Annotated in this window: 12 protein-coding genes and 1 riboswitch; of the genes, 9 read left to right on the forward strand and 3 right to left on the reverse strand. The window is 54.9% G+C overall.

Going from position 1 to position 12,967, the window contains the following annotated elements; translation table 11 throughout:
- The first annotated feature begins 312 nt into the window (after positions 1 to 312).
- The 6 genes from FD38_RS09075 to FD38_RS09100 all read left to right on the forward strand — a co-directional run bounded on the left by FD38_RS09075 (position 313) and on the right by FD38_RS09100 (position 8,345).
- Positions 313 to 1,149, forward strand: a complete 837-nt coding sequence (locus tag FD38_RS09075; protein WP_057733466.1) for an oxidoreductase — start codon at positions 313 to 315, stop codon at positions 1,147 to 1,149.
- Between the two features lie 45 nt (positions 1,150 to 1,194).
- A riboswitch (TPP riboswitch) is annotated at positions 1,195 to 1,300 on the forward strand.
- A 127-nt stretch (positions 1,301 to 1,427) separates the two neighbouring features.
- Positions 1,428 to 2,216 (forward strand): hydroxyethylthiazole kinase, encoded by a 789-nt coding sequence (gene thiM / locus FD38_RS09080; RefSeq protein ID WP_057733468.1) that lies wholly within the window; start codon positions 1,428 to 1,430, stop codon positions 2,214 to 2,216.
- A gap of 20 nt (positions 2,217 to 2,236) precedes the next feature.
- Positions 2,237 to 3,052 carry a bifunctional hydroxymethylpyrimidine kinase/phosphomethylpyrimidine kinase gene (gene thiD, locus FD38_RS09085; protein WP_057733470.1) on the forward strand — a complete coding sequence of 272 codons (816 nt, stop codon included), beginning with the start codon at positions 2,237 to 2,239 and terminating at the stop codon, positions 3,050 to 3,052.
- The gene (thiE, locus tag FD38_RS09090; RefSeq protein WP_057733472.1) at positions 3,052 to 3,714 is read left to right on the forward strand and encodes a thiamine phosphate synthase; all 663 of its coding nucleotides are present in this window, start codon (positions 3,052 to 3,054) and stop codon (positions 3,712 to 3,714) included. Before thiD ends, thiE begins: the two co-directional genes overlap by 1 nt.
- A gap of 62 nt (positions 3,715 to 3,776) precedes the next feature.
- The gene (locus FD38_RS09095) at positions 3,777 to 5,702 is read left to right on the forward strand and encodes an ABC transporter ATP-binding protein/permease (protein ID WP_057733474.1); all 1,926 of its coding nucleotides are present in this window, start codon (positions 3,777 to 3,779) and stop codon (positions 5,700 to 5,702) included.
- Positions 5,703 to 6,200: 498 nt separating this feature from the next.
- Positions 6,201 to 8,345 (forward strand): amidase family protein, encoded by a 2,145-nt coding sequence (locus tag FD38_RS09100; protein WP_083485331.1) that lies wholly within the window; start codon positions 6,201 to 6,203, stop codon positions 8,343 to 8,345.
- A 522-nt stretch (positions 8,346 to 8,867) separates the two neighbouring features.
- Here FD38_RS09100 and FD38_RS09105 read toward each other — a convergent pair.
- Complete coding sequence (locus FD38_RS09105; protein WP_057733476.1) at positions 8,868 to 9,920, reverse strand: hypothetical protein; 1,053 nt, start codon at positions 9,918 to 9,920, stop codon at positions 8,868 to 8,870.
- Positions 9,921 to 10,224: 304 nt separating this feature from the next.
- On the opposite strand from FD38_RS09105, the gene FD38_RS09110 reads away from it, so the two are divergent.
- The 3 genes from FD38_RS09110 to FD38_RS09120 all read left to right on the forward strand — a co-directional run bounded on the left by FD38_RS09110 (position 10,225) and on the right by FD38_RS09120 (position 11,324).
- Entirely contained in the window at positions 10,225 to 10,776 is a 552-nt protein-coding gene (locus tag FD38_RS09110) for an RNA polymerase sigma factor (RefSeq protein WP_225430780.1), read from the forward strand.
- A gap of 92 nt (positions 10,777 to 10,868) precedes the next feature.
- On the forward strand, positions 10,869 to 11,066 hold the full coding sequence (locus FD38_RS09115) for a hypothetical protein (protein WP_057733480.1): 198 nt from the start codon (positions 10,869 to 10,871) through the stop codon (positions 11,064 to 11,066).
- Between the two features lie 33 nt (positions 11,067 to 11,099).
- Positions 11,100 to 11,324, forward strand: coding sequence for a DUF2922 domain-containing protein (locus tag FD38_RS09120; RefSeq protein ID WP_057733481.1), 225 nt, complete (start codon positions 11,100 to 11,102; stop codon positions 11,322 to 11,324).
- Between the two features lie 79 nt (positions 11,325 to 11,403).
- Here the strand turns inward: FD38_RS09120 and FD38_RS09125 are convergent, their stop codons facing one another.
- Together FD38_RS09125 and FD38_RS09130 are read right to left on the reverse strand one after the other, a co-directional pair.
- Positions 11,404 to 12,312 carry a LysR family transcriptional regulator gene (locus tag FD38_RS09125; RefSeq protein ID WP_057733483.1) on the reverse strand — a complete coding sequence of 303 codons (909 nt, stop codon included), beginning with the start codon at positions 12,310 to 12,312 and terminating at the stop codon, positions 11,404 to 11,406.
- Between the two features lie 346 nt (positions 12,313 to 12,658).
- Positions 12,659 to 12,889 (reverse strand): hypothetical protein, encoded by a 231-nt coding sequence (locus tag FD38_RS09130; RefSeq protein ID WP_057733485.1) that lies wholly within the window; start codon positions 12,887 to 12,889, stop codon positions 12,659 to 12,661.
- Positions 12,890 to 12,967: the final 78 nt, after the last annotated feature.

Consider the following 12,967-nt stretch of genomic DNA (forward strand, 5'->3'; position numbering starts at 1 on the left):
AATCTTGACCATTATACCAAAGATTGCCGTCAGACGGGGTGGGACGCCTGACCACTAAAAAAATTATTAAAATGAGGCCGCTTTCATAGCCAGTCCTTGTGCTTTTGGGTACAATTGAGTTACCTATGTGGAAGACTGAGGCGATGAGTGGGTAAGCAGTCTAGAACGACGCGACTAATCATCTAATTGAGTAAAACGAGAGGATTAATTGCTCGCTTGAAATTGAGTGATTGCCATCGCATGCTAAGACTGCCCCGGAAGCGCTCTGTCTTTCCAACATCCAGGTACCGAAAAATTTAAGGGGGCTTGACCATGCATCATCGTAAAGTTGCGCTGGTAACCGGCGCATCGTCAGGAATCGGCAACGCCATTGCGCGCAGCCTGCACCGCAACGGGGTCACGGTATACGCCGGGGCCCGGCGGGTGGACCGCATGAATGATTTGGACGACTTAGGCATCACCACGGTGGCGCTAGACGTGACCGACGCCGATAGCGTGGAACAAGTGGTCGACCGGATCGTCAGCGAGACCGGACGCATCGATATTTTAGTCAACAACGCGGGCTTCGGCCTGCTGGGCGCCTTAGAAGACGTCCCCATCAAACAAGCTTTGGGTCAGTTCGACGTCAACCTCTTCGGGGCGGCGCGGCTGATCAAATCGGTCCTGCCGATGATGCGCCAACAGCACAGCGGCCGGATCATCAACATTACCTCGGTCGACGGCAAGGTGGCGCAACCCATGGCCAGCTGGTACGTGGCATCCAAGTTCGCCCTAGAAGGCCTCTCGGACACGCTCCGGTTGGAACTCCAACCCCACGGCATCCACGTGGCCGTGGTCGAACCCGGTGGGATTAAATCCGAATGGGCCGACATCGCGGCGACCCACCTGCACGAGACCTCGGGCGACGGGCCGTACGCCAAGACGGCGACCATGGCCGCGGCGATCCTGACGGCGGTCAAACGCTACGCCAGTGAACCGCAAGTCATCGCCCGGTTGGTCGATCGCGCGGCGCTGACCCGGCGTCCCAAGACCCGCTACCACGCCGGCGCCGGGAGTCAGATTCTGCTGGCCCGCCGGTTCTTATCCGACAAGACCATGGACCGTATCTGGCGGCTGACTGGTCAAGCAGCCCAACGAATCACCCACTAATCTAAGAATCGTTGACGTGCCGCGTCAACATGCTATGCTAAATATAACTAACACTAGGAGTGTCCGTGTACGGGCTGAGATGTGACCTTGTCGCAATTCCTTTGAACCTGTCAAGTCCATGCTTGCGAAGGGAACGTGTTTTGACTGGCGACGGCCACCCGTTCACTTACCGAATGGGTGGCCGTTTTGGCGTTTTTTTGACCGGTTGGGCGTCACTTTTAGCCACGTTGGCGGACCTATCTAGGATTAGCACAACTATTTTTGGGGGTATTTATCAAATGAAAGTCAGTTTACTGGATGATTTACGGCGGCAAAATCCGATTGTGTTCAACATTTCTAATTTCGTGACGGTCCAAGACGTGGCCAACGGCATCAACGCGATTGGCGCGTCGCCCATCATGTCCGAGGAGGTCGACGAGGCCGACGAGATGGTGCAAATGTCGCAGGCGGTCTGCTTGAACCTGGGCGCCTTTACCACGCCGCAGGTTCACCAGATCAAGGTGACCGGCCAATTGGCCAACCAGTACCACAAGCCGTTGGTCGTCGACCCGGTGGCGGTGGGGGCCGTTAAATACCGGGCGCAGGTGGCCGCGGAGCTGTTCCAGGCCTTTCAGCCGGACGTCTTGCGCGGGAACGCCGGCGAGATTGCGGCCTTAGCCGGGATCAACTGGCAGGCCAAGGGCATCGATGCCGGTGAGGGGGCCGCAGACCTAGTCACGATTGCCGAGACCTGTGCTAAGAAGCAAAAGTGTACGGTGATCCTGTCCGGGCCGACCGACGTGATCACCGACGGGACGCGCACCGTGCAGGTCATCAACGGGACCACGCTGTTCCAAACGCACGTGGGGTCCGGCGACATGCTCTCCAGCATCGTGGCGGCCTTTTGTGCGATTGAGGACGACTACTTCGAAGCGGCCCAGACCGCGTGCTTAGTCTTCGCGGCCATCGGACAACGGGTCGCCCAAGCGGACCCGCAGATGGGGGCCGGCACCTTTATTATTAAATTAATGGACGCCTTGCAGCAGACCACCGTGGCACAGATTGAAGCGGTCGCGGCCTACGAATAGGTGGAAAGGATGAGTGACAAATGACGAATGAATTTCCCCAAACGTTAACCATCGCGGGGACCGACAGCGGCGGGGGCGCCGGGGTCATGGCCGACTTAAAGACCATGCAGGAACGCCACGTCTTCGGCACGGCGGTGATCGTGGCGGTGACGGCGCAAAACACCAAGGGGGTCCAAGACTTCCTGGCGTTGCCGCAACAGTTGATTGACGAACAGTTTGCCTCGCTGGCCGATGATTTCAAGATTCGGGCCTGCAAGACGGGGATGCTGGCCGACGCCGAACACGTTCACGGGGTCGTGGAGAATTTAAAGCGCTATAATTTCGGCCCGTTGACGGTCGACCCCGTGATGATTGCCAAGGGGGGCGCGGCTTTACTGGCCGATGACGCCGTGGCGACGGTCCGCGACGAATTGTTGCCGTTGGCCGACGTTTTGACGCCGAACCTGCCGGAAGCCCAACGCCTGACGGGGATGCCCCTCGACACCAAAGAGGAGATGGAGGCCGCGGCGGTCGAACTGCAGAACCTGGGCGCCAAGAACGTGATCATCAAGGGCGGCCACGAAGCCACTCCGGACCAGGCCAGCGACTTTGTCCTGCTTGAAGACGGCCGGTCGTTTTGGTTGAGCGCGCCGCGGATCGACACGGTGCGGACGCACGGCACGGGCGACACCCTGTCGTCGTGTATCACGGCCGAGCTGGCGAAGGGTGCCGACTTCGAAACGGCCATTCGTTTGGGAAAGGATTACGTCACCGCTGCCATCGCCCACCCCATCGAGGTTGGCCACGGCCACGGACCGTTGAACCATTGGGCTTACAATCAAGGGGGAACGCTATAATGTCAGTAACTTTTGAACCCGGTTTGCTCCGGGCCTACTTTGTGGCGGGCAGTCAAGACGTGCCCGGCCGGGACTTACGCGACGTGTTGGCCACCATGCTAGCGGCCGGCATCACGGCCTACCAGTTTCGCGACAAGGGGGCCAGCACGCTGACGCCCGAACAACGGCTGGCGCTAGGCCGCGACCTGCGCGACCAATGCCGGGCGGCCAACGTGCCGTTCATCGTCGACGATGACGTCGAGATGGCGCTACAGCTAAACGCCGACGGGATTCACGTGGGACAAAGCGACGAACGCATCCAACAGGTCTTAGCGGCCACCGACGACCGGCAGATGTTCGTGGGCCTCTCGTGTTCGACGGCGGACGAGGTCGCTGCGGCCAACCAGATCGACGGCATCGCCTACCTGGGCAGTGGCCCCATCTACCCGACGGTCTCTAAGGACGACGCCGACCCCGTGATTGGTACGGCCGGCTTGGCCCAACTGGTGGTCCAGTCCAAGGTGCCGGTGGTGGCCATCGGCGGGGTGACCCTCGAATCATTACCGGCCATCGCTCAGACGGGGGCGGCCGGCGTCGCGGTGATTACGCTTTTGACCCGCCACGACCAGCCCCAGACCGCGGTTGCGGCCATGCGCGCGGCGTTTACTAAACCGGCAAAATAATTGCGTTTTAAGCGAAAATAGGTTATCGTTCAGGATATTACTGAACCAAAAGGGGTTTACCTATGAGCTTTTTAGAGCTAAAAAATATTCACAAATCTTATTACATGAACAAGACGCCCTTTCCCGTTCTGAAGGGAATCAGCCTGAAGTTCGACCGCGGCGAGTTCGTGTCGATTCTGGGGGAGTCCGGGGGTGGGAAAACCACGCTGATGAACATCATCGGTGGGTTGGACGCCCAGTACGAGGGCGACGTCTTGCTGAACGGCGAGTCGTTACACCACGCGTCCGTGAAGCAACTGGATACCTTCCGGCGGCAAACGATTGGGTTTATCTTCCAGAACTTTAACCTGATCAGTCACCTCAGTATCCTAGACAACGTGATGGTGTCACTGCAGATGACCAAACTCAGTCGCAAGGAACAGCGCGAACGGGCCACCGAGTTGTTGGACCAGGTGGGGTTGAAGGAGCACCGGCACAAGCATCCGAACCAACTCTCGGGGGGGCAGAAGCAACGGGTCGCCATCGCGCGGGCCTTGGCCTCGGATCCCGACATCATCATTGCCGACGAACCTACCGGGGCACTGGATTCGCAGAACACCCAGGAAATCCTGGTGTTGATGGACGACATCGCGGCCAGTGGCAAACTGGTCATCTGTGTGACCCACTCGCAAGAGGTCGCCGACCACGGGACGCGAATCGTGCACATGGCCGATGGGGTCATCGACCGCGACGAGAACCTGAAGGAACCGTTTCCGGTCAACGACCACGCCGAAATGCCCGCAAAGCACCTGGGCTTCATGGCGATGGTCCGCATGGCCTTACAGCACATGCGTTATAACCTGGGGCGGAACCTGTTGATCATCTTCGGGGCGTCCATCGGGATTTTCAGTGTGATTCTGATGCTGGGCTTAGGCCGCGGGGTCAAGGGCTACATTAATCACGAAATTTATTCGCAGATTAAGCCCACCGCGGTCCAGGTGGCCCAGAAGACCACCAGTGAAAACCCTAAGAAGCTCGAAATGAAGACCGCCGACGTGCAGCGCTTAAAGAAGCTCGACCACGTCAAGAAGGTTCAACTCGGTTTCTACACCCAGGGCGCCCAGGTCCAACGCAACGGGACCAGTTCGACGGCGCAGATCGTCCAAACGGTCACCGACCAGATGTTGGCCAAGAGCGTCAAGAAGGGCCACACCCCCAAGACCGGTGAAGTGATGCTGTCGAAGGATTTCGCCAAGAAATTCAATAAGCAACATCCTTATCGGCTGGTGGGCAAGACGGTCAAGGTTTCCCTGACGGCCATGGACAAGAACAACATTCCGACCGTGATGACCAAGAAATTGACGGTCAGCGGGGTGACCGATGGCAGCAGTGGTCAGTTACAGACCAACCTTCAGACCATCAAGCAGATGTATCAAAGCAAGCACCTGACCTTCCGGGCCAACTTCGCGACGGTCGACATTGCCGGCTTTAGCCACGTGACTGGCGTCCAGGATAAGATTCGGGCGCTCAAGGCCAGCAACGGCAAGGCCCAGTATCAATTGACGGGGGCCGGTGCCATCGTGTCGACGCTGAACACCTACATCCAGTTGGCGTTCTACGTCTTGGCCGCGATTGCCGGCATCTCGCTGTTGGTTTCCGCGATCATGATCATCGTGGTGCTCTACATCAGCGTATCCGAACGAACCAAGGAAATCGGGATTCTGCGAGCCTTAGGGGTCCGGCGCCGCGACATCAAGAACCTGTTCTTGTCGGAGGCCTTCTTCTTGGGACTGTTCTCCAGTATCTTGGCGTTGGCCTTCACCGAACTGGTGGCGGTCTTAGCCAACAACGTGGCCACCAAGTACATCGGCTACAGCATCATTGGCATCACCGGCAACTACCTGCTCTTCGGGGTGGTCGTCGCCATCGTGATCAGCCTGCTGGCCGCGCTGGCACCATCGAGTCGGGCCGCCAAGCTCGATCCAATCGAAGCCTTAGCCTACGAATAATCAATAAGAAAACCGTTGACGTTTAAACGCGTCAACGGTTTTTAATTTGGTTACGGTTTTAATGGGGTGTCACCCTAAAAATAACGGCTGAAAACGGAAAGAACCCGTCCACGAGATAGGTGCAGTAGGCGGGCCGTTTCCGTCACAGAATTTGAGAAGTTAAGCTGACTAAGACCTAACTTTACGGGTTTATTCTAACATGTGGGACGAGGAAAACCAACCCTAAGATGACAGCTTTAGCTATTATCTTTACTAGGGAATTTAGTGGTAAAAATTGCTGGGTCGTTAGAGGATTGAACGAGTTTTGGAGAGATGCTAATATTAAAAATAACTTCATTGGGAAGAGAACCCTGTTAGGAATAGAGTAAAGAAATGGCTAATAAGTTGCAGTTAGAAACTGCCTTTTATACAAATTAATTTATAAGACAAATTGCTTAGGAGTTTGCAGCTAAACACGTAAACTGGGAGATGGTTAGAAAAAAGGAGGAATTTTAGGTTATGGTTAAATGGGCTTCTGGTCATCACTGTTGGAAACGATCTCTCGGTCGGTGGTTCCTACTGGGGTTAACGTTTGTGAGTGTTGGCGCGCCGGTGGTTACAGGGCGAGCATCTACCTTACCAGTAACAGTTAATGAAGCGTCAACGGGATTATCATCACAGGTGTATCGTCGGAGTTCAGCGCTAGCTTTGGCGGCTGCTATTCGAAGCGGTAAGGTTACAAGTGTTGAATTAGTTAAGCAGGCATTTGCCAAGTTAAAGGCAGATAATCCCCACTTGAATGCAGTCATTACGCTACGAGAAAAGCAGGCATTACAAGAAGCGGCTAGTCTAAAGGATACGGGCCAACCCTTTTTGGGCGTCCCCATTTTAATCAAGGGACTGGGCCAGGCTATGGCGGGAGAATCTAATACCAACGGTTTGTTGACGGCACGTCAGGCAACTTATAGTAAAACTGGAACTTTTGTGGCTAACTTACAAAAAGCAGGCTTCATTGTTATTGGTCAGACGAACTTTCCTGAAATGGGATTGTTGAATGTAACTACGTCAAAGCTTTACGGGGATGCGCGTAATGCGTGGAATCCCGGGTTCCAACCGGGTGGCTCATCAGGTGGTTCTGCGACCAGTGTAGCTGATGGAATAGTTCCGATTGCTACGGGAAATGATGCGGGTGGATCTATTCGTATTCCGGCATCGTGGTCTGGATTAGTAGGATTGAAGCCAACTCAAAGCATTATTCAAGGAGATAGCCACACAGGTCATGGGGTTAACTTTGCTGAGACCAAGACGATGGCGGACACGGAAGCCCTATTTAACGCTTTAGCAACGAATCAAGCTCAACCAGCACCTAAAACGCTTAAGCACGTAACTGTTGCTTATAGCTTGAAATCGCCAGTTAATACGCCGGTTAGTCCAGATGCCATTCAGGCGGTACAACAGGCAGTCAAGTTCTTAGAACAACAGGGGATTAAAGTAAAACAGGTTGACCCGCCATTGGATGGTGTGGCACTGATGAAAGACTACTATGTCCGTAACACGTCGGCGGGGGCCTATTCGGCGCAATTAACTAAGACTTATCAAAAGCGAGAAATGGTGCCTGATGATGTAAGTCCGTTAAATTGGGGCCTCTATCAGGCTTCCAAGAACGTGACGGCTCAACAGTTAAAGGCTGCTGAAACGGAGATTGATCAGGCAGCTAACACCATGGAAAACTTTCATCAAAAGTATACTCTGCTTCTACAACCTACTACGGCCACAACGGCACCAAGTATTGACGATCCCTCAGTATTGCCAGAAAACGAGGCTAAGTTACGGCATATGGAAACCATTCCCGTTAACCAACAAATGCCATTAATTTACGACTCTTGGCTACATGGTTTGACTAAAACGCCATACACTCAACAGGCTAATTTGACCGATGAACCGGCGATTAGTTTACCAACCTATGTCTCGGCTAAGGGAATGCCTCTAGGGATTCAGTTCAACGCAGCTAAGGGCCAAGACCGTCTATTGATGAAGGTTGGGGAACTCTTTGAGCAACACCACCAATTCAAACTACTGCAAGACCAAACGACTACTGAAACCACCACGACGCCTTCAACGTCTACGGACACGACACCGACGTCCCCGAGTGAATCGGCTAAGCCAACCACGCCAGCGCCAACGCAACCTAGCGTAACCGCGCCAACGTCGCCCGCGAAGCCGACCGTTCAGCCTAGTCGGACCGTCAAGGCCGTTTACCTGACCAAGGCCTTTAAACTCTACCAAAACGTCACGAATCTAACCGTTAAGCGTAGTTACAGCGCGCACAGTCGGGCTACGGCACCACACTTCAAGGTGACGGGCATCGTGACGCTCAAGAACGGCCAGCGGTTCTACCGGGTCAAGGGCGGCTACATTCGCGTCAACGCGGCGGCACATAACCTGTACTATCAACGCAAGACCAAGCGGGTGGCGGTCATCGCTAAGCACGGCATCTACGAGTACCGCCACGCCACGTTGAAGGCCAACCAGCGCGTCAAACTGGTCAAGCCCAAGACCGTCTTAAAAGTGAAGAAAATCGTCTTTCAGGGCCACGTCACCCGGTACCAACTGACCAACGGCCACTACATCACGGCCAACCGGCAGTTCATCCAGTGGCGTTAATCCTAAGAATTTGCTGAGAACGACTAAAGCGTGACTGGCCAACGTTTGGCGGGGGTCGATTAATTAACAGCCGCAAGTTGAATTGACGAATGCCGTTTGAGGCGGTAAAGTGGGCGCAGTGGGCATCGAGAATTGGCCCACCGTGATTCGGGAGAGAACCGGATCGCCGCTTACGCCAATGGCGGGCTGCTGGGGGCGGGCAACCTCACCCCGGAAAACAAGCCTTGCCATTCTGAACGTATGTTCGTATAATGAGAAGCGAGACCATCGCGGCTTTTTAGGGTAGTATTCCCCTCATCTGGGGCGACCCCCGGGTGCAACGTATGATTTTTGCACGGTCAACTTTTGTCGTCTGACTAGCAATGGGTCACCATCACCGGGATGGTGGCCGGGAAGACCTTACCGGCGAGCGAAATCCTCGTGGTCGTCGCGTCTATCAATAAAGGAACCAAGTTTTCGTGGGGATACGAAAACTTGGTTCCTTTTTTTCGTTCAAATCAATTGGGATTGCCGGAGTTACCGTTAGAAGGCGCGAGTGGTCTTCATGACCTGGGCCGGTCGGTTGGTTAACAGGTAGCCCGTACCGTTACTGGTGAACTGTAAGCCTTCAAATTCGCGTTTGCCGTTCAGGTTCGTGGCCTCAACGTCGCGGGCCTTGAGGTGGCCGAGCTTGCTGACGGGTACGGACGAGATGCTGCCGTCGCTGATGAAGTACAGCCGGTTACGCTTGGTGTTGTACGCCAACGACTGATTCTTGGTGCCGGGATTGTGCCGCAGACCCTGCATGATCAGGTGGAATTTCACGGACTTACTGTGAATCTTTCCCTGGTAGATCTTGACGGTGCCCTTAGGTGCCCAGCCGCCGTTGGAGTAGGTGTAAAAATAGGCGTTACCATGCTTATCGAAGGTCAGGTTTTCGCCCATCGGGACCGTGTTCTTCAACATGAAGTTGATCCGCTTAACGGGTTTTAGGGTCTTGGTGCTGACCTGCTGGACGTTGCTATGGATGGCGGTGGCGCCCACGAACCAGAGTTGACCGTTCTTGGGGTTGCGGGCTAACGATTGGCCGTGACCACAAGCGAAGTCCGGCCCGACCTTGACGTTCTTCAGGATGGCCTTATCTTTAGCTGTCAGGGCGTGGTTGACCCGGTCCTTGTCGGCCTGCGCCAACGCGGCTGAGGTGGCGCCCAGCTTGCGGAGGGCGGCTAAATTGTACTTGGCGATGAAGCCGCGGTTGTTGTGGTGGGTACTCAGCACGTACATGGTCCGACCGGTGCGGTCTATCACCAGACTTTGGGGATTCTGCCAGCCAATCTGGTCGGGCAACAGGATGTCGGTCTTGAAACCGACCTTGGTGCCCTTGGTACTGGTCAGGGTCGTCCCGCCGCCCGTGAAACTGTAGCGCGGAACGAAGAGGTTCCGGTTATTTACCGTTTTATAGTGGGCCACGTTATAGTTGGCCAGGGCGTTGCCGTGTTGGGTGTAGGTCTTGGCCGCGGCCGTCAGACTCGTCCCGCCGACGAAAAAGAGGGCGGCAACCGTGGCGGTCAGCCAGGCCCAGGTATTTTGGTGCATCGATAATCCACTCCTTATATGCTAAATTCATCACAAGTTATTTATAACACGAACAATCCGAAAAAGAAAATTTTCTTGCGACCAACTATTTAAAATCAACCGGTTTCTTGGCCCCTTAGTGGCGGCGGGACAATCAAGAGAACGCCGCAATGGGAGCGTTCTTATAACTAATGGATATGAATTGAAAGCGGCTAATTAAGGGGAAAGTGGGCAAAATTAGGAGTTAGACGGGTCTAGACCAACCCGGTATGCTAGGTTCTGTTCCCCAGGGAACTAAACCTAAATAGAAATGAGGATTTTGGATTTGAGAAATAACAAAGAAGCGTTTGATTTCTTATTTGCTGGTGACCACGAACGGATTCTCCACGCGGCGTTAAAGCGACTGCACCTGTCGCCGTTGCATGCTGACTATGACGATTACCTCCAGGAAAGCCGACTTCTATTTCTCAAGATTTACCAGCGGTTTCCGGACGATCCGTTGGAAAAACCGCACCAATTCCTGGCGTACGCGCACCAGAAGGTCTACTGGACCTTGTTGGACCGTTTGCGCAAGGAACGCCGACAGGACCAGCACCGTGCCGAGGGGGATCACGAGACGCTGCTGGCCAGCTTACCCGCGACCCGGGTACCCCAAGAAGACGTGGAACGCCGGTTGACTCAGGAGCGGCTCTTGAAGGTCATCCACGCGCAGGGCACCTTGGGCGAGTGGACCTACCTGAGCGGCACGTTAGTCGACCAACTGACGCCCTCCGAGATTGCACGCCGGTGTAACGTCAGTCGGCAGACCGTGTACCGCTGGCGACGAACGCTGGTCAAACGACTCCGGCAAAATAAATTTTGGCTAATGTGGCCTTAGGGGGTGACAAACGCGGGCGGAATTTCGTTAGTAAGAGTGTAAGGGTTGGCCAACCAACTTACATCACCTAACTTTGAGAGGAGTTTCAACTTATGACAAAGACTTGGTTAAAGACGTCAATCACTTTCCTGATGGGGACCAATCCCGCGCATCCCGTCCACATCGTGCTGAACAACGGGGTCGCCGCACCGGAGTCCGAACAGGTCGAAGCCTTTGGAAGCTATTTAGCCAACTTGACGGGGTTACCCTTCATTCGAGCCAACGTGACCACGCAAAACGCTGTTGCCTAAGTAATTTAAGACCAACGAGGAGGACGTTAATCAATGAAGAGTTTGGAATTAGTTTTCAAGGGTACTGACCACCGGATCAAGAACCTGCGACTGAAGTACGTGAACGCCGATTTAACGGCGGAAGAAGCCGAAGCCATCATGGTCAAGATGGCGGCGACCAAGCTATTTGCCAAGCAAGACGTGGAACTCTACGCCACGCCGGTGAGCGCCACCGTGGTGGAAACCACCAAGACGCCGTTGCCGGGAGCGGCCGGCTAGCGCAACCCTAACCTAACCGGGTGACAATCAAAAAACGCAGGTCCCTGTCCGGGGGATCTGCGTTTTTACGTGGATGGAGTTAAACGGCCCCCGGGTGCTGGAGGACCTTGGCGGGATACTTGGTGGTCACGTAGGCGGTGATGGCGGCAATCATCTTGGCGGTCGACGGGGCCTTGGCCTGCTCGCTGTTGACCACCAGGCAGATGGTGCGGTAGAAGCGGGTGTCGAACGGGTAGACGTTGACGTCGCCACTGATGCGTTCCAGCGCTAGTTCCGGTAAGATACCCATGCCCATGCCGGCCTCGACCATGGCCAAGATGGATTGGTCGTCGATGGAGAACCGCAGGGCGTTGGGCTGAATCTGATAGTGGTCCAGCGCGGCCTTGGTGTCCTTGTCGTAGTCGCCACGCTGGAGGATGAAGTTTTGTTTGACCAGGTCGGCCGCGGTCACCGTGGTCCGGTTGGCGGGGATGAAGTCGGCCGGGGTGATGCAGTAGATTTCATCCTTGATCAGGGGCAACACGGTGAGTTTCTCGTTGACCGGAAGCGCGGAGAAGCCTAAATCGAGACGCCCGGTCTTGACGGCCGCCGCAATCTCCGTGAAGTCGGCTTGTTCGACGTTGATGGCGATGTCCGGGTAATCCTGTTTGAAATTTTGGATGATGGGGGGCAGCCAGTTGATGCACACGGACGAAAAGGCGCCTAGCCGCACGGACCCGGAGTTGAGGCCCTTGATGTTGGCGGCGGCCTGTTCGAGGCGCTCCTCGGCGTTGACGATTGCCTGAATCAGCGGTTGGACGGATTTGCCGTCGGGGGTCAGTTCGACGCCCGAACGGTTGCGGATGAACAGGCTGAAGCCGAGTTCCTTTTCCAGCTGGTTGACCGAATGACTAATGGCGGACGGCGTGACGTTTAAGATCTGGGCTGCCCGGTAAAAGGTGTGTTCTTGAATGATGGCTTGAAAGACGCGATAGGCAAATGGAAGCATGCCCGGCCACCTCCTTGGTTAAAATGAAGAATTTTCACGTAAATGGTCAATACATGAATAGTTCTTTCCGTTAAGGCCATTCTATCATATCGCCGGGGCGGGGGATAGGGCGACTAGCGGGTTCGGTGGGTCGCGGAACCGACTGGAAAAATAGAATAGTAATAATAGGAAAAGATTTATTTCAGAGGCACTCTTTAATCGGCCTTTTACCGCCAGACCGCGCGCTTAACGGCAATAAAAATCGACGCTCAACCAGTCAATTGGTCGAGCGCCGGTTCGGTGGGTCGCTGATGGTCTGATATCTCAGACGATGTGAGCGGAGCACATACCATGACAGATCAAACTATCAACGAAAGGCAATCCGGTAATGTTGGACGCCGTCAATCGTGCGGACGGTCTCCTCGGCACCGTCGGTCAGCTTCCCGTCATGCCAGAAGCTGGGGTGTTGGTGACCCACAAAGTAGAAGGTATACCGTGCCGTGTTGGCTTGCTTGGAAACGGACAAGTAACCACGGTCTTGATCGGACAACTGAACGACTTGATCCTGTTGCTTAGGATCGACATAAATCGTGAGCATCTCTCTCACCTCCACCTTGGAGTATAGCCGCTCTTCCCAAGTGTTACAACGATTTAAAGGATTATATTAGGGATACCT

Source organism: Levilactobacillus zymae DSM 19395 (assembly GCF_001434115.1).
Lineage (GTDB): Bacteria > Bacillota > Bacilli > Lactobacillales > Lactobacillaceae > Levilactobacillus > Levilactobacillus zymae.